This window comes from Paraniabella aurantiaca (assembly GCF_050309965.1).
In the GTDB taxonomy this organism is placed as follows: domain Bacteria; phylum Bacteroidota; class Bacteroidia; order Chitinophagales; family Chitinophagaceae; genus Niabella.
Window position 1 is genome coordinate 1,582,668 of record NZ_JBLOSY010000002.1, and the last position, 17,387, is coordinate 1,600,054.

A 17,387-nucleotide genomic window follows, 5' to 3' on the forward strand; every position below is an offset into this window, starting at 1 on the left:
CTATATTAGTCGTTGTATTTTAAATAATTGTCTATCAGGTGTATCATGCTTCTGTTAGAAAGATTATTACTCTGCGCTATAATTACGTTAGCGGTTCTTCCAAAAGCATCTACCACCGAAAGTGCATTAGCCGAATTGTTGATCTGTAATCTTAATGCAGTTCCCTGGTCATTCTTCAAAGCGGTTTCAAAGCTTCCGGGAAATATAACATCGTCAGGAACCGCGGTATGAGAAGCCAGGAAATGGTATTGTAAAAACTTCCGCACTTTGTCAATGTCTGCAGGTGTAGTGGGATTGAATGTGGGTGCACCTGTTGCCACCGTGCCTGGTAATACCCCATCTTTAACGGCCTGCATGATTGCCGTATTAGTTGGAACGAAAATGGTACTGAACCCGTTAAGCCCGATGATCTGCATCGTGGTAGAAGTGTAGATTAATGTGTTGTTAGAAAGCAATTGCCAGAAATAATTGAATTGTGACGTAGCGGCTGCGCCCAGTTTATTTATATGAAAACCGATGCCATTTTCCGAATACCGTAATAACTGGTTTACGAAATATACCTTCCCGTTGCTGGCTGTTTTAGTACTGTCTACATTGGCAACCAAACCCAGGTCTTCCAGGCCGGCGGTATATATTTTATTATTATCGTAGCGTATGTAATCGCCTTCTCCGTCTGCATCCCCTGTTTTTACGATACCCTTACCGGATAAATTGTTCGACATGTTTTTATATTCTCCAAAAAATACACAGCTGCGGATAATACGCTCTAACCGATCGGGAACACCGTTGGTGCTGCCGTTATATAAAAACTGGCTTTGGTTAACATTGTAGGTAAACCCGGCATCCAGGAAGGCCTGGTCGGGTATTAACATGATGTTCACCGGTACATTCGACTTGGCTATCAGCAACCTTAACCCAATGGTATTAAATAACCGGGTCATAAAAGTATACCTGGGATTCAGGTAGGCTTCACTGAATACCGTACTGAACACATCAGCCTCAGACACTTTATTGGTCCCGTAAACGATACCGTTACTTAGTATTCTGCGATCGAATATATCAGCAATAGGGTCAAAACGTGCAGGCTCAGCAAAGCTATTTCTTGATGTAGCGAATTTCGTAGGCCAAACTACTGTAGGGAATAAATGTGCATTTAAAAAGTCCACTATAATTCCTATAGGCATTTCATCGAAGTTGGGGTAATACCTGCAAAGTGTATTTTTTACGTAATTATCTACAGCCTGATTGTTAGGAATGAACATGGTCCAGCAATCTTTTTGCCCGTCATTATCTCCCAGCTTCATAAAGTTTTCGTTATTGGGCGCATAAGAAAGCAGGTGGGAATATACTTTTACATATACTTGGTCGTTTTTACCTGATATCACCTGGTAGCGGCGGGTAGCGTCGGCATTGTAAATAAAGGATACAATATTATTGGTGTACAACCTGTTTAATATAGCCCTGAAGCTGCTGAATTCCGGACGGGTACGTATGTATTCGTCAATGCTTGAAAGTGGAGAAATTACTTTATCCAATTCATGAATAACACCATTCTCTGCTGCAATATTAGCCGTAACAACTTTAGCTTCTAAAACGTTGAACCCGCTATACTGGCTATTTGGGTAGAAGTAATTATAGTCATTGGCCGTTAGTGACGATGATGTCATAAATGCATCCGTGAAGTAGGTAATGTATTTGTTATTGTAATCGGTAGATATATAATTGCCGGTTAACGAACCTGAGAGATTGTTCCTGTTTGCTGCAATTGCGGTAACAGGACCGCTAGCCGAAGTGTCTTTATAAAATCCCGTGTAATAAGCAGTTCTTCTTCTAAAAGCAATATTAGGAGTCCATCCTATATTATTTTCAGAGGCCTGGTAGTCATCCAGCCGGTCTTGTTCAAAAGCGTTATATACCAACATATATTGTACCATGGCCCTTGCAGTACTTTCATCGATAGCATCGACACCACTAATGCCCTTATCAGTAAAATAGGAGGAGAAGGCGTCGTCGTTGGGAGCAAAAAAAGTCCAGTAACCCGCGCCCGACTCAAGTGTTTCCTTGTAACCGCTTTTGTCGATCAATTTCAGCAGGGAACTAAAATTTCCCTTTTCCTGCAAACGCCCGTAAATAGGAGATTCCAGACTGTCTGGTCTTCCATAGAAAGCATCCCATTCCTTTTTCCGGCAACTTATGAATGTGAGAATAAGCAGCATCGATAGTGACAATACGCGCATCGTTCTTATATTATTTTCAGATCAAATAAAATTTAAAAGCAGTATCTGACTGTACGGTTACACAGGTAAAAGGGCCTTACAAATCTCTTTGCAAATGCATCGATCTCAATCCCTGAAAACTATTTACAATAAAATACTCAATCGTTTACAAGCAGGCAAGCTTCAACTCCCAGTTACAATTCTTGCTTGGTGCTGCGAATATATCCCCGCATATCGCTACCACTGTCCTGAGCCATCCTGCTTTTGCGCACATTTCTATGCAATCGATTGCGAAATTGTAATTAATACAATTCTAATTCATTATGAATATTTTAGAATGCAGGATGCCACAGGATGCCTGCCTTTGCATTTTGCTTTAATATTGACCCCATAACGGTTCAAATAAATTTGCCATGAGATCTAAAATTTTCTTTGCTTTTACAGCTATTATGATGACGGGAACTTCGGTTTTTGCCCAGAAGCTTCCATCAAAGAAAAATATTCTTCAGACGCTACGGCTTACCAACCAGTATTTCATGAATAAGTGGCCCGATCCGGGAAAGAGCATTATTACCAATAAAGAGAGACCCAGTAATATATGGACCCGGGCTGTATACTATGAAGGTTTGATGGCGTTAAACAGCATTGATCCTCAAAAAAAATATTACGATTATGCAGTGGATTGGGGTGAAAAGCATAAATGGGGATTAAATGGTGGCACTGCTACCAAAAATGCAGATAATCATTGCTGTGGTCAAACCTACATTGATCTTTATTTGATTGATAAGAAGGAGGAGCGTATCAAAGACATTAAAACCAGTATCGATAATGTTATTGCCAGCGGTAAAAATGACGACTGGAGCTGGATTGATGCAATACAAATGGGAATGCCGGTATTTACCAGGTTAGGAAACTTATATAACGATACGAGGTACTTCAATAAGATGTATGATATGTATGCATACACAAAGAACAGCCACGGCGATAAAGGTCTTTATAACCGTGAGGATCACCTGTGGTGGAGAGATAAGGATTTCGATCCTCCCTATAAAGAGCCTAACGGAGAAGACTGCTATTGGAGCCGCGGTAACGGATGGGTAGTAATGGCCCTGGTTCGTGTAATGGAAGAGCTGCCAAAATCTGATCCGCACTATGCAGAATACCTGCAGGATTTTAAAGATATGTGTGCAGCACTGATAAAGATTCAGCGACCAGATGGTTTATGGACTGCCAGCCTGCATGATCCTAATCATTATGGGGGAAAAGAAATTACGGGCACTGCATGCTTTACCTATGGTTTTGCATGGGGTGTAAGAATAGGTATATTGGATAAAAAGATATATCAGCCATCGCTTACCAAAGCATGGAATGCCATGGTAAAAGATGCCGTGCATAAAAATGGATTTTTAGGTTATGTGCAGGGTACCGGTAAGGAGCCAAAAGATGGTCAGCCGGTAACCTATACCAGTACTCCTGATTTTGAAGATTACGGTCTGGGTTGTTTTTTACTGGCGGGAACAGAAGTGTATAAATTAACGAAATAGCTAAATACATGGAATAAGTGTTCAATAAAAAGCCCATGGTTTAAACCAAGGGCTTTTTATTGTGTGTTATTAAAGTTATTTTCTTTGAAGCCGCATTACCGCAATATCTCCCATTATCAGGTTTAAAGTATTTCCTGAAATGTCGAATTTATTGATACTTTCCAGTGTTTTAAAGAAAGTGCTTTCGCCTGCCCCGGGGCATGCCATCCGGGTGCTGGCAGGCATGCCGAATTTTATATTATTCCCGTTTATTTTAACCGAAGACCGGAAGTTGTTGCAACTGCTGTTTCCGGTAGCTACACTATCAGGAAGATTAAAAATAATAGTTGGCTTCTTATTGGGGTACAAACCATCAAAAGCAATACGTGGACCTGAAATATAATCCACTTCCCAGGTGCCGTTCAGCTGGCTGGAAGCATTGCCTTTGTCAATTGCCTGGAATCTTGCTAAAGGAGCCATCCTCGCCTTATTTAAAGAAAGGATATTGTTATTCACCGTAAAGTTGTCTGCCTTGCCTAAAATTTCATTTAATTGGTGTTCTATGGTCATATTCTCGCAGGCCATCATGGTGGACATACCTTGTGAAAATGCGATCCTGCCTTTTCCAGTTAGAGTATAAGTACCTCCAAGACCATTACATCCACCAGACGCTGTGTATCTTTTATCCGTATCATTGAACTCGATAAAAGGTTCTTTATCATTGATGCGATCGGCGACAGGTTGACCGTTCAATTCAATCAGTTTCCATTTTTTACCCGTGATGGATGTTGGTGTCATAACGGATGATGTTTCATTGGACTGTGTTGCTTTTTTTGTATTACCGCAGGCGCTGCATAAAAATGCCAGGCCCAGGATCAAATAATAAGGCTGTTTCATGGATAAAAATTTTGCTACAAACTTACGATTGTTTTATAAAACAGTTATTGCTGTATCCACACGGTTGGTATCCTTCTAAACGCTGCTTATTCTTTTACCCTAACCGGTGTAAGCGATAGTTTTGGGACTCGCAACGCCATAAAAAACCTCTTTCAGTATTTCATGAAAGAGGTTCGAGAAATATCGTAATTAATTTATTGATTCTGGTCTTCGATCCATTGGCGCGCATTTACAAATGCTTCAATCCATGGACTCACCTCATCCTGTCTGCCGGCAGCATAGTGTGCCCAGTTCCATTGGAATATGGAGCGTTCAATATGTGGCATAGTAACCAGGTGTCTGCCCGTTGCATCGCACATCATGGCTGTATTATAATCTGAACCATTGGGATTATGAGGATATTGATCATAGGCGTATTTAGCCACAATCTCGTATTGATTTTCTGCTTCGGGAAGGTTAAACTTGCCTTCCCCATGAGAGATCCATACGCCCAATGTTGCGCCAGCTAAGGACTTCAACATAATGGATTTGTTTTCCTGCACTTTTACAGAGACAAAATTTGACTCGTGTTTGCCCGAGTTATTATGCAACATTTTTCCGTGTACGGCATGATCGGGGTTGATCAGTTCGAGCTCCATAAATAATTGGCAGCCGTTACAAATACCCACAGATAAAGTATCGGGACGGGCAAAGAATCGATCTAACGCTGTTTTTGCTTTCTCATTGTACAGGAAGGCGCCCGCCCATCCTTTTGCAGAACCTAAAACATCGGAATTGGAAAATCCGCCTACAGCGCCTATGAATTGTATGTCTTCCAGGGTTTCGCGTCCGGTAATAAGATCGGTCATGTGCACATCTCTTACATCAAACCCTGCCAGGTACATGGCGTTGGCCATTTCACGTTCGGAGTTAGATCCTTTTTCACGGAGAATGGCAGCTTTTGGGCGAGGTTTTGAAGCATCGATCGCCGGCTTTTTCCCCTTGAACTGAGCAGGGAACTGGTATTGCAGTGGCTGGTTTTTATAATTGTTGTAGCGCTCCTGTGCTGTTCCGTTTTTAGATTGTTTCTGATCTAAAAGAAAAGAAGTTTTATACCATGTGTCACGTGTGGCAGCTACATTGAAACTAAAGCTGTCAGCATTGTTTTTAACAGTAACAGTGGCGTCTGCTACAACAGCTCCTATCTTAATAGCTTCAATTCCCGCTTCAGTAAATAAAGCTTCCAGGGTTTCATTGTTGTTAGCCTGTAGCACTACCGCAATATTCTCATTAAACAAAGCTTTTACCGTATCTGCCTCGTTTAACCCACTTAAATCATAGTTAGCTGCCAGGTTTACATCGGCAAAGCACATTTCCAATAAAGTGGTGACCAAACCTCCCGATCCGACATCATGTCCTGCAGCAATCAATCCTTTATTGATAGCATCCTGTATCACGTTAAAAGCTTTGGCGAAATAAGCAGCATCTTTAACCGAAGCTACCTCATCACCAATCTTATTAATCACCTGTGCAAAGGAAGAGCCTCCCAGCTGGAATGCATCTTTTGTTAGGTTGATATAATACACAGAACCCGCATTCTTTTGCAGTACCGGTTCTATCACTTTGTTAATATCAGTGCAGTTGCCGGCTGCAGAAATAATAACGGTACCAGGAGCAATGACATTACCATCCGGGTATTTTTGTTTCATTGATAAAGAATCTTTACCGGTAGGAATATTAATTCCCAGGGCAATCGCAAAATCGGAGCAGGCTTTAACCGCTTCGTATAATCTTGCATCTTCACCTTCGTTATTGCAGGCCCACATCCAGTTAGCTGAAAGAGAAATGCCTTTCAGCCCGTTTTTTATTGGAGCAAAGACGATATTAGACAGTGCTTCACCGATAGCGTTTCGTGAACCTGCAGCAGGGTCTACCAGGGCAGTTAATGGTGAATGTCCAACCGTAGTTGCAATACCTTCGGCTGACTTATAATCCAGCGCCATTACTCCAACATTGTTTAAGGTAAGTTGTAATGGTCCGGCACATTGCTGTTTAGCTACGCGACCGCCTACACAGCGGTCTACTTTATTGGTTAACCAGTCTTTACTGGCTACTGCTTCCAGTTGCAATACCTGCTCTAAATAGGCCGGTATATTTTTAACATCATAAGACAGTCCTTCGTAACTACGATTGATCTTACTGTCTTTCATAATGGTTTTAGGAGACGAACCAAAAAAGTCTTCCAGGGCATAATCCATTGGTTTGTCTCCTTTGGATTTAGATTGGAAAGTAAAGCGGTGGTCACCCGTAACATCACCTACTGTATACATAGGTGCACGCTCACGGTCAGCTACTTTTTGTAGTATCTCGATATCTTTCTCGCCAATAACGAGGCCCATTCTTTCCTGGGATTCGTTACCAATAATTTCTTTAGCCGAAAGGGTAGGGTCTCCAACAGGTAGCTTGTCCAGGTCGATTAAACCACCTTTTTCTTCTACTAATTCAGACAGGCAGTTTAAATGCCCGCCTGCACCGTGATCGTGAATAGAAACAATGGGGTTGTGATCTGATTCTACTAATCCGCGAATGGCATTGGCTGCGCGCTTCTGCATTTCAGGATTAGAACGTTGAATAGCATTTAATTCAATACCCGAGCCAAAAGCTCCGGTGTCGGCCGAGGATACAGCGGCACCGCCCATACCGATTCGGTAGTTTTCGCCGCCGAGAATGACGATCTTATCGCCTTCTTTAGGCGTATATTTTTTGGCTTGTTCCAGTTTGCCATATCCTACGCCACCTGCCTGCATGATCACTTTATCATAACCCAGCTTTCTGGTTGTCCCGCTGAGCTTGTCGATGTGTTCATGTTCGAAAGTGAATACCGAACCGGTGATCAAAGGCTGACCGAATTTATTACCAAAGTCAGAAGCTCCGTTGGAAGCTTTGATCAGGATATCCATTGGTGTTTGATATAACCATTGGCGCTCATCCATCGCCTTCTCCCAGGGGCGGTCTTCCTCTAAACGGGAGTAGGCAGTCATATAAATAGCGGTACCAGCTAAAGGTAAAGCACCCTGGCCGCCAGCCAAACGGTCGCGAATCTCACCGCCCGAACCTGTTGCTGCTCCTGCAAAAGGCTCAACCGTGGTAGGAAAATTATGTGTTTCGGCTTTTAATGATAATACTGATTCAAATTCTTTTTCTTCGTAATAATCTGGTTTGTCAGGCGATTTGGGAGCAAACTGCGTTACCCTCGGACCTTTTACAAAAGCCACATTGTCTTTGTACGCCGAAACGATATCGTTGGGATGGGTTTCAGAAGTTTTTTTGATCAATTTAAATAAAGAGGTGGGCATTTCTTCGCCGTCAATCACAAAAGTTCCATTGAATATTTTGTGACGGCAATGCTCTGAATTGGCCTGCGAGAAAGCAAATACTTCCGAATCGGTAAGCTTACGACCGATTTTAGCAGAAAGCTGATTTAAATATTCCACCTCTTCCGGGCTAAGTGCCAAACCTTCCGATTTATTATAGGCGTCAATATCGTCGATCTCCAGGATGGGTTCAGGAGCAATTTGTATAGTATACATCTCCTGTGTCAAAGCCGCGTATTTCTGGGAGATCATGGGATCGAAATCGTTGAAATCGGCCGGTACGGGCTGAAACTCTTCAATGCGGACGATACCTGTAATACCCATATTCTGTGTAATTTCCACAGCGTTAGTACTCCAGGGAGTGATCATTGCTGCTCTTGGGCCCACATAATAGTGATTGAGAGTAGTGTCTTCGAGTTTTTGGGCGTTGCCAAAGAGCCAGTTTAACTTTTGAATGTCTTCCTGAATTAACTCCTTTTGTGTTTGAACGCCATAAACTATATGTTTAGGGTTCTGAAAGAAATGGATCATTATTAATAAGTGCGTTTGAACTTCGTGGAAATTGAGTTGCAAAATTAACCAAACTTACGCTCATATACAAGTTTGTAAAGGGTGATGTTGAACGGAATGTAATAAGCCCGTTTCGGATGGCTTCGCTTCCTTCCTTGGCGCGGTATTTTCCCGGGACTATATCAATCAACTCCAGAGAATAAATGCCTCCCCAAATTTTGATGGGCGTATTTGTTTGTTTTTTAAGAGTATGAATAAATATTTAAAGCGGCAGCGTAAACGATAAGTAGTTTTGTAGTAAAACTTTAGTTAATGTATAATTCAGAAATACCTCGTAAAGAGTTTTTGAAAAAGTCCTTATTAGGTTTTGCAGGAATGACTGTTGTACCCGGATTGCCACATGGCAGCAGTATTTTAGATCAGCAAACAGCCCACCAAATGAAAGATTATACCTTAAAAAATGTGAAGCTGGAAACAGGGTTTGAATATGAAGGCGATGAAGTGGTGCATACCAAGACCGGCTTGTTTGCTGTTGCTATCAGCAATGGAAAAATTAAAAATATTTCGGTTAATAAACCAGACGACTCTACTGCAATTGATGCAAAAGGGTGGTTGATGCTGCCCGCATTTAAGGATATGCATATTCACCTGGATAAAACTTTTTATAGTGGACCCTGGCAGGCTACCAGGCGAAGAACAGGTGGGGTAAAAGGCATGATTGCGCTTGAACAGCAGATTTTGCCGGAGATGCTTAAGACTTCTACTCACCGGGCAGAAAAGCTAATTGAGCTGCTTCAATCAAAAGGGTCGGCTTTTGCAAGAAGCCATGTAAATATTGAGCCAACGTCAAAATTGCAGTCGTTGAAGAATCTTGAAAAAGCGCTGGAGCATAAAAAAGATGGTTTCCGGGCGGAATTAGTAGCATTTCCGCAGCATGGCGTTTTTTATACGGACTCTGTGGCCTATTTAAAAGACGCGGCTCAAATGAATATTGATTTTATCGGAGGCCTGGATCCTTACACCATTGACGGGGCTATCGAAAAAACAATCGATTTTACGGTTCAACTGGCATTAGATCATAAGAAAGGAATCGATATTCATTTGCATGAGTCTGGTGAATCGGGACTGAAAACAGTCGAGTATCTGATAAAAAAAGTGACTGAAAATCCGGTTTTAAGGGAAAAGACTTTTGTCAGTCATTGTTTTGTTCTGGCAAAGCTCGATCAACGCAAGCAGGAAGAAGTAGCTGAACAACTGGGCGCAGCCGGTATCGGAATTGTGTCTACGATACCTTTTGGAAATCTTATTTTGCCGATCCCTGCTTTGTACAAGCATGGGGTAACGGTACTTACGGGTAACGACAGCATTATTGATCATTGGAATACCTGGGGGAGTGGAAGTGTATTGCAGAAGGCTAACCTGATGGCGCAATTGTACGGATATACCAGTGAGTTTATGCTGTCGAGAAGTTTGAAATTAGCCACAGGGAATTTGTTGCCATTGGATGACAAAGGAAAACAACAATGGCCTAAGGCAGGTGCCGCCGCCGATCTGGTATTGATTGACGCAAGCTGCTCGGCTGAAGCGGTATCAAGAATATCATCGGTCCAATCGCTAATCAGCCAGGGAAATATTGTCTTTTAAAACTTCAGGTAAAACACCTTACAGCTTCCATTCCGGCATTATATATGGATGCTCCTTTATACCAAAAAGAAAAACCTGCAATCTTTTAAAATTGCAGGTTTCAACTTTTATTAAACGTCTCCGCTTTTCAGCGGAGAGAGAGGGATTCGAACCCCCGGACCTGTTACAGTCAACGGTTTTCAAGACCGCCGCATTCGACCACTCTGCCATCTCTCCGGGCGCAAAATTAGGGGTGTGAGTTCAATTAGCAAAATAGATTTTAAATAATTGCTAACTTTTTTTAATAAAAAAAGACCTGCTGGCTGAGGGCAGGTCTGATCATCATAAGGACGTCATTTAAAGATCGAATTTTAATCTGATACCAGTACCTATATATTTCAGGTTTTCCTGTGTTACATTCTTCATAGGAACCTTAATAAAGGGTTCCAATGCTACGCCTGTTCTTCCGGATATTTTTTGACGATAACCCATCGATATATTATAGAACCCGAGAAAAGGAGTATTCTCTGCAGGTGTTTGCATGGATTGGTTAGTGGTGTTTTGTTCGCTAAACAGAACCGATTTATCTTCTTTGAGCGCACCTCTGTTGGTTTCTACCGAAACTTTTACATTGCGGTTATCAACATAAGTATATTTTTTGTTATCGTTAATAACAACCAGACCCGATACACCTGCAGAGGCATACAGTTTCTTACTGATATTATAGTTAATCTCAACCGGAATGTCAATACCTGATAAAAAGCCATCCACCTGCTGAAGCGAATTGGTTTGCTGACCAGCTACTACATTATAGGCAGACGTGAGTGCAGCCTTCGAGTCCAGCGCATTGTTAGGCTTGGCGGCCCCCGCAGCCCCTGTTGCTCCCTGGGCGCCATTTGAGCCATATGAGGGTGGCGCAACAGCAGCAGCAGCCATCTCACCTACGGGACCCGCACTATAATTCCGGGAAGCTGACAATTTGTTATAGGCTACACCCGAACTGATTTTAATTTTATCATTAATAGCGTAACCAACAGCTACACCATATCCCATATCTATACCTAAATCACCAAATAACGGCGAAACGTAAAGACTGGGCTGCCATTTCCTGTTTTTTTCCTTAACTGATTTTTCTTTTACTGCTGGCTTGCTTGCCGCTATATATTTTTCTTCATCCTTGTAAACCGGTGGTGTTTTTGCTATTTGAGGAACATCTGTTTCTATGTGGTTTTTCCAAAAATTCACTTCTGGTTTCCGGGTGCCGGGTACTGCTACTACGGAGTCTTTAGAAGGCACCGGCATGAAAGGAGGAGCGATGATCGTTGTTGACGCGCCTGGAAGAGCACTTTGTTTGAAACCTACGCTGGCCGTCTGTGTACCTGGTTTAAAAGTATATATAGACGGTGCTAAATTCTTGCGTGCTGCAATGTTATTACCATTGCCATCAGCCAACTCTTTCAGCACCTCACCAGGTATAGCGGGGCTCTCTGATTGAATCTCTGGCGTGGCCTGGGTGATATTGTTAATAGAAGAGTCAACAGGAGTTACCGCCAATGCATCCGTCGCTGATGATGGGTCGCTTGCCGGAGCGGACGCATTAAAAACGCGGGCCAGGAAAAAAACAGCGGTAATTACTGCAGCAGCAGCCATCGCCCATTTCCACATACTAACGGCACCCTTTTTAACAGATGCACCGGCAGGCACTGCTTTGAAACGTTCCCAGGCGCCTTCGTCATAAGGCTCCTCATGGTTGCGCATCACGCTTTTTATATGATTAAAAATATCGTCGTTAGACTCTGTCATGCTTTAAAGTTTTCACTGTACAGGGCTTTTAGCTTGTTTTTGGCCCTCGACAGGTAAGAACGGCTTACATTTTCAGGAATGGCCAGTAACCCGGAAATTTCCTGGTGCGAAAACCCTTCTATTTCGTATAAGTTGAAAATTGCCTGCTGTGTTTTGGGCAATTCATTCAGTAATTTTAATATGTCCTTCGCTTCTGTACTTTGTACCTGTGTTTCTGCAATTGGGGCTATAGCCATGTCTGCAATATCATCTCTGCCGAAATCTATTTTCTTTTTTCTTAAAAAGTCGATGGCGGTACGGGAAGCTATTTTCGCAATCCAGGCCTTAAAGGATATCGAAATATCGCCACTTTGTCCTTTTGCGTTAAAAGATGAAATATTATTAAAGATCTTTATGAAGCTGTCATTCACTAATTCCTCGGCAAAGTGGTGGTCACTGACATAACGGATCACAACGCCTTTCAGGTAGCCATAAAAGCCCTTATAAAGCGCCTCTTTTTGATGCTCTCTGTTGTTTTGGCACCCTCTTAATAAATCTTCCAATTCATCCCCGCTTATCGCCAATGTCTGTTTTTTTACCAGCTTACTTGCTTCTAATCCAATATTACCCCTTAGGGTAACAGAGCTCTGAACAGGTGGCTCTACACCTAATAATATATTGCCTGCCAATATAATATTTTCGTTCAATTGTTTATTCTAAAAAATCAGCCGGTCCCTTCATACGGGAATCTGGCTGATTTATTTCTTAAAGGTACGGATCAATTAATAAGTCGACTATATGCTAATGCGCGAACCAATCTATATTAATCCGGGTTCCTGCTGCCTGGTTCCCATTCACATATCCGCCACTCCATATTGTATAAAAGTTTGAATTTACTTTAGATAGTGTAACCGGTTCTGAAGTGGCAAGAAGTGTACTTTGTCCTGTAGCCCTTACTTCGAACTGGATATTCGAGGCAACTTTATGGCTGAAAAACTCACCGGCATTTTTATAAGTAATATTCGTAGCTATCGGAGTCGGGTTATCTTTTACGTAAAGGTCTAATGCAGGTGCATCGGGGCTCATGTTAGCAAAGCGAATGCGAACAGAGTCTGAGCCCGCCGCTCTGGTACTGTCACGGATCAAAACAGCATCCATTTTTGAAGCCGTATCCGTAATAAACACAGTGTAAGATTTAGGAGCTTCAAAGACCAGGTTTTTCGAAAAAATAGGCGTTGCCGTTGACGTCGAGGCGCTGTATATTCTGAAACTACGGTTGCCCGGCTTTACGGGAAGATAGTCTATGCGGTCTGTATAATTAAAAGTCGTTACGCCTAATCTGCTGTTATCGAATGCGATATCAAGTGCCGGTACACCGGCAGATGCGTGAACTATACCAACGCTGGCTGGAACGGTGCCGTCATAATTGGCGTCGGAGCTTGACTTTTTGCAGGAAACAAATGCCAGCGCAGCAAAAGCAAGTGCCGCAAAGCGGCGAGGGCTAAAGTGTAAAAAATTATAATTCATCGTCAAAAATTCTTGTTTTAAAATAGGGGGATTAAAAATCGGTAACCAGCTGATCTAATAGGATAACGTTAACCAGTCACCAAACGCAACAGCGGCCTTGAAAAAAAACGATTTTTTTTGAAAGCCGACATCAAGGCGAACCAGACTGTCATTTTTGCATGTTTTTAGCTTCGGCACAATCATTGAAAATGAAGAGTTGCCGCAGAAAACGGCAGAAATTCTAAAAAAACAAAGAAAACATAAATATTATGGGTAAAATTATTGGAATCGATCTTGGAACCACCAATAGTTGCGTTGCGGTAATGGAAGGTAACGAGCCGGTGGTAATTGCAAATGATGAAGGTCGTCGCACCACTCCATCGGTGGTAGCCTTTTTAAAGAATGGTGAGCGTAAAGTGGGAGATCCTGCAAAACGTCAGGCTATTACGAATCCGCAAAATACCATTATGTCAGTGAAGCGTTTTATGGGACGCAGGTATGATGAAGTGGGCGAAGAGATCAGCCATTGGAGCTATAAAGTAGCTAAAGGAGATAATAATACGGTAAGAATCGATATTGACGGTCGTTTATATACACCGCAGGAGATTTCTGCAATGACCCTGCAGAAAATGAAAAAAACTGCCGAAGATTACCTGGGGCAGGAAGTAACTGAGGCGGTAATTACCGTTCCGGCATACTTTAATGATGCGCAGCGCCAGGCTACTAAAGAAGCTGGTGAAATTGCGGGATTAAATGTTCGCCGTATTGTAAACGAACCTACGGCAGCGGCCCTGGCTTATGGATTGGATAAAGGCGGCAAAGACCATAAAATTGCTGTATTTGACTTAGGTGGCGGTACTTTCGATATTTCTGTACTGGAATTAGGTGACGGCGTTTTCGAAGTGAAATCAACAAATGGTGATACGCACCTGGGTGGTGATGATTTTGATAAAGTGATTATGGACTGGTTGGCAGATGAGTTTAAAGCGGAAGAAGCGATAGACCTGCGTAAAGATCCTATGGCTTTACAACGTTTAAAAGAAGCGGCTGAAAAAGCTAAAATAGAACTTTCCAGTTCTTCTGAAACTGAAATCAACCTACCTTATATTACTGCAGTAGACGGTGTACCTAAGCACCTGGTGAAAAAATTAAGCCGCGCTAAATTTGAGCAACTGGCAGACGATTTGTTTACCCGTTGTTTAAAACCATGTGAAGCCGCTTTAAAAGATGCAGGCATGAACGCCAGCGAAATTGAAGAAGTTATCCTGGTAGGTGGTAGTACCCGTATTCCTAAAGTACAGGAGATAGTAGAGAAATTCTTTGGTAAAAAGCCAAACAGAGGTGTAAACCCTGATGAAGTAGTTGCTATTGGTGCTGCTATCCAGGGTGCGGTTTTAACCGGTGAGGTAAAAGATGTATTGTTATTAGATGTTACGCCGCTTTCGGTAGGTATTGAAACCTTAGGTGGTGTAATGACTACATTAATTCCTGCCAATACTACTATCCCTACAAAAAAATCTGAGGTATTCTCCACTGCATCAGACAATCAGCCTGGCGTACAGATTCATGTAGTACAGGGTGAGCGTTCAATGGCAAAAGATAATAAGAGCCTGGGTATGTTTAACCTGGATGGTATTCCACCGGCTCCCCGTGGTGTTCCCCAGATTGAAGTAATGTTTGATATAGATGCCAATGGTATCATGCACGTTACTGCGAAAGATAAAGGAACCGGCAAAGAGCAAAAAATACATATTGAAGCAGGTAGCGGTTTAAGCAAGGAAGAAGTAGAAAAAATGAAGGCTGAAGCAAAAGCCAATGAAGCTACTGATAAAGCAGAAAGAGAAAAGATCGACAAGCTAAACCAGGCCGATAGCCTGATCTTCCAGACTGAAAAGCAATTAAAGGAGTATGGTGATAAAGTGCCTGCCGACAAAAAAACAGCTATTGAAAGCGCCGCAGAAAAATTAAAAGAAGCGCACAAACAGCAGGATATTGCGGGAATTGATACGGCAATGACTGAATTGAACAATGCGTGGACGGCAGCAAGTGAAGATATCTATAAATCTGGCCAGGCTGGTCCGGATGCTGGAGCACAGCAGGCTCAGGCTGATCCCGGTCAACAAGGCGGTCAGGCTGGTAGTGCAGCTGCAGATGATGTAACGGATGTTCCTTACGAAGAAGTAAAATAAGCTTTAACGGTATACTAAATTTGGAAGCTGTCTCAAAATTGAGGCAGCTTTTTTCATGTCAGGTATATAGTTTCATGACGTAGCAACATTTATTTTTTAGAGACTTTGGTTTTCATTCTTATCTTTGCCGCACAAAAAAAACGAATTATGAAAGTGTTCATTGCCGGAATCCTCGTACGCACCCGCTAGTACAACCGGTTTTCTTGTTTAATAAACTGTATTGAATGATTGCTTCAGTACGGTATTACTTTCATTCATAATTTTTACAAATGACAACTATACAAAAGAGTGCTGGCAAGGCAACTCTATTGCTGCGAGTTCTAAAAGAGGCTTTGCAGGGAAAGAAAATTGATTATACAACGGTGAGCATCCGTAAGGCGGTAATCATGCTGGCTATTCCGATGATGCTGGAAATGATGATGGAGTCTGTTTTCGCACTGGTGGACCTGTATTTTGTGGGCCATTTAAAGGAAAGCAGTATTGCCATTCAAACAGTAGGGTTAACAGAATCTGTTTTAACGGTTATATACTCTGTTGCTATTGGAATGAGTATGGCAGCAACGGCTATTGTAGCCCGGCGCATAGGTGAAAAAAACACGGAGGGGGCTGCGCATAGCGCTGCCCAGGTGTTGATTGTTGCTTTTTTAGTGAACGCAGTGTTGAGCGTGGCCGGAATCATATACGCCAAAGATATTTTAATGGCCATGGGGGCAATCGAACAGGCAGCTGAGCATGGTAAAATGTTTACCAAAATAATGATGGGGAGTAGCATCGCCATTATGTTGCTGTTCCTGATCAATGGTATTTTCAGGGGCGCGGGTAATGCCGCTATTGCGATGAAGAGTTTGTGGGTAGCCAATATTTGCAATGTGATCTTATGCCCTGTTTTAATTAATGGGTTGGGACCGATACCTGCAATGGGCCTGACGGGAGCTGCTGTTGCAACAGCTACAGGCAGAAGTATTGGTGTACTGTATCAATGCTATCATTTATTTTGGGGCAAGGGACTAATGCGTTTGGCCGCCAGGCATTTTAAGGTGGACATGGAAGTGATCCGGTCGCTGGTCAAAATAGCTACACCCGGCATTTTTCAATTTGTCATTGCTTCCTGCAGCTGGATTGTTTTAGCAAGATTGGTTGCCGTTACAGGTGGGGAGAACGGAAGTGCAGGTTACCAGACAGCCCTGCGTTTAATGATGTTCTTTATGCTGCCCGCCTGGGGACTGAGTGGAGCCGCATCAACCCTGGTAGGACAAAATCTGGGCGCTGGCGCGCCGGACAGGGCAGAGCAAAGCGTAATGCGAACGGTAAAGTATAATGTAATCTTTATGCTGACGGTATCGCTTATCTTTTTTTTACTGGGAGACTGGCTGGTTGGTTTTTTCAGTGAAGTGGAAACTGTACGTAGGGTAGCAAAGAACGCCATGTATATTATGGCAAGCGGGTTTGTTTTCTATGGAGTAGGTATGGTAATGATCAATGCATTTAATGGTTCGGGTGATACCTGGACGCCTACGAAAGTTAACTTTTTTGGTTTCTGGCTATTCCAGATCCCCGTAGCATATTTGCTGGCCCAACATTTTGAAATGGGAGCTACCGGGGTGTTTATTGCCATACCAGTTGCTGAAACTGCAATTACCATTGTTTCCTTTATTTTATTTAAGAGAGGCAAATGGAAATTGAAGAAAGTGTAGAGAACATACAAATACTCAGACCTGGTTGGCTTAATTGTCGGCCAGGTCTTTATTGAAACAGTTAAATCTCTTTATTAAGGGATGCGATATTGAC

10 protein-coding genes and 1 tRNA gene are annotated in these 17,387 nt (G+C 42.5%); 4 read left to right on the forward strand and 7 right to left on the reverse strand.

Annotation, left to right across the window (positions count from 1 at the left end):
- Positions 1–5: 5 nt before the first annotated feature.
- Entirely contained in the window at positions 6–2,237 is a 2,232-nt protein-coding gene (locus ACLOAU_RS20810; RefSeq protein ID WP_427863828.1) for a fasciclin domain-containing protein, read from the reverse strand.
- 392 nt (positions 2,238–2,629) lie between these two features.
- On the opposite strand from ACLOAU_RS20810, the gene ACLOAU_RS20815 reads away from it, so the two are divergent.
- On the forward strand, positions 2,630–3,760 hold the full coding sequence (locus ACLOAU_RS20815) for a glycoside hydrolase family 88/105 protein (protein ID WP_427863829.1): 1,131 nt from the start codon (positions 2,630–2,632) through the stop codon (positions 3,758–3,760).
- A gap of 75 nt (positions 3,761–3,835) precedes the next feature.
- Here the strand turns inward: ACLOAU_RS20815 and ACLOAU_RS20820 are convergent, their stop codons facing one another.
- The gene (locus ACLOAU_RS20820; RefSeq protein ID WP_427863830.1) at positions 3,836–4,636 is read right to left on the reverse strand and encodes an META domain-containing protein; all 801 of its coding nucleotides are present in this window, start codon (positions 4,634–4,636) and stop codon (positions 3,836–3,838) included.
- A 194-nt stretch (positions 4,637–4,830) separates the two neighbouring features.
- Complete coding sequence (gene purL / locus ACLOAU_RS20825; protein WP_427863831.1) at positions 4,831–8,520, reverse strand: phosphoribosylformylglycinamidine synthase; 3,690 nt, start codon at positions 8,518–8,520, stop codon at positions 4,831–4,833.
- A gap of 291 nt (positions 8,521–8,811) precedes the next feature.
- On the opposite strand from purL, the gene ACLOAU_RS20830 reads away from it, so the two are divergent.
- Positions 8,812–10,143, forward strand: a complete 1,332-nt coding sequence (locus tag ACLOAU_RS20830; protein ID WP_427863832.1) for an amidohydrolase — start codon at positions 8,812–8,814, stop codon at positions 10,141–10,143.
- 131 nt (positions 10,144–10,274) lie between these two features.
- On the opposite strand, the gene ACLOAU_RS20835 is transcribed toward ACLOAU_RS20830, so the two are convergent.
- From ACLOAU_RS20835 to ACLOAU_RS20850, 4 genes are all read right to left on the reverse strand, one after another.
- Positions 10,275–10,359 (reverse strand) — tRNA-Ser (locus ACLOAU_RS20835).
- Between the two features lie 120 nt (positions 10,360–10,479).
- The gene (locus ACLOAU_RS20840) at positions 10,480–11,925 is read right to left on the reverse strand and encodes a hypothetical protein (RefSeq protein WP_427863833.1); all 1,446 of its coding nucleotides are present in this window, start codon (positions 11,923–11,925) and stop codon (positions 10,480–10,482) included.
- Positions 11,922–12,611 carry an RNA polymerase sigma factor gene (locus ACLOAU_RS20845; RefSeq protein WP_427863834.1) on the reverse strand — a complete coding sequence of 230 codons (690 nt, stop codon included), beginning with the start codon at positions 12,609–12,611 and terminating at the stop codon, positions 11,922–11,924. The genes ACLOAU_RS20840 and ACLOAU_RS20845 overlap by 4 nt, the downstream gene beginning before the upstream one ends.
- Before the next feature lie 94 nt (positions 12,612–12,705).
- Positions 12,706–13,431: a DUF4397 domain-containing protein gene (locus ACLOAU_RS20850; protein ID WP_427863835.1), complete on the reverse strand. Its 726-nt coding sequence runs from the start codon at positions 13,429–13,431 to the stop codon at positions 12,706–12,708.
- 248 nt (positions 13,432–13,679) lie between these two features.
- Here ACLOAU_RS20850 and dnaK point away from each other — a divergent pair, with 248 nt between their 5' ends.
- Entirely contained in the window at positions 13,680–15,599 is a 1,920-nt protein-coding gene (gene dnaK, locus ACLOAU_RS20855) for a molecular chaperone DnaK (protein ID WP_427863836.1), read from the forward strand.
- A gap of 269 nt (positions 15,600–15,868) precedes the next feature.
- Complete coding sequence (locus ACLOAU_RS20860) at positions 15,869–17,293, forward strand: MATE family efflux transporter (RefSeq protein WP_427863837.1); 1,425 nt, start codon at positions 15,869–15,871, stop codon at positions 17,291–17,293.
- Positions 17,294–17,387 lie beyond the last annotated feature (94 nt).